Raw genomic sequence first — 705 nt, 5'->3', positions numbered from 1 at the left:
GTCGAGCAGCCGGCGGCCCCGCGTCACGAGACCAGTCTCGCGGAGCCGTTTCAGCGACCGGTTCACATTGCTGCGGTCGGGGTCGAGGTGATCGCTAAGCTCACTGGCTGTTGCTCCAGTAATCTCCACGACGGCGTCATACGTGCGAACGTCCTGTACTCCGAGGCCGAACACCGTTTGGAGCACCTCTTCGCGTGTGGGTTTTTTTACTGAAATTTCGGTCTCGTCGGCTTCTGCTGCCCGGCGCGCAATTCCGCGCTCAGCTTGGTTGTCGGGTGAAATATCTGATGACAAGTCAGTTCGACTACTCATCATTTGCCACCTCCTCGCCTGAGCGATCCGGAAGACGCGGGCCGGTCGGCTTCCGCATTTCATCGACCTCACCATTAAATAAATATTCTCGGCCCCACCTGAGCATTGGATCGAGAACCGATTCTAATTCTTTACCTCGAGGAGTTAATGTGTACTTGACTCGGACTGGCTTTTCGCTCACCACCTTCCGATCGACAAGTCCCTCGGCCTCGAGCGTCGAGAGACTATCCGAGAGCATCTTGTTCGACACGTCGTCGATGGCCGCGCTGAGTTCACTGAACGTGTGCTCCCCATTCAGCAACTGCGTGAGAATAACTGGATGCCATTTGTGACCCAGGACATCTGCGACCTCAATGAGGACGCGCTGCGTGCGTTCGTGTGAGCTGTCGAGTC

Annotated in this window: 2 protein-coding genes; both read right to left on the bottom strand. The window is 56.6% G+C overall.

Annotated elements, in window-relative coordinates:
- A partial coding sequence (locus tag EXE42_RS16210; RefSeq protein WP_158293757.1) for a helix-turn-helix domain-containing protein occupies positions 1 to 312 on the bottom strand: 312 nt, incomplete at its 3' end.
- On the bottom strand, positions 305 to 705 hold a 401-nt coding region (locus tag EXE42_RS16205), incomplete at its 5' end, for a helix-turn-helix domain-containing protein (RefSeq protein ID WP_199240793.1). The genes EXE42_RS16210 and EXE42_RS16205, both read right to left, overlap by 8 nt.

It is taken from the genome of Halorubrum sp. SP3 (assembly GCF_005435195.1).
Lineage (GTDB): Archaea > Halobacteriota > Halobacteria > Halobacteriales > Haloferacaceae > Halorubrum > Halorubrum sodomense.
This window is presented reverse-complemented; position numbering and strand designations above follow the sequence as displayed.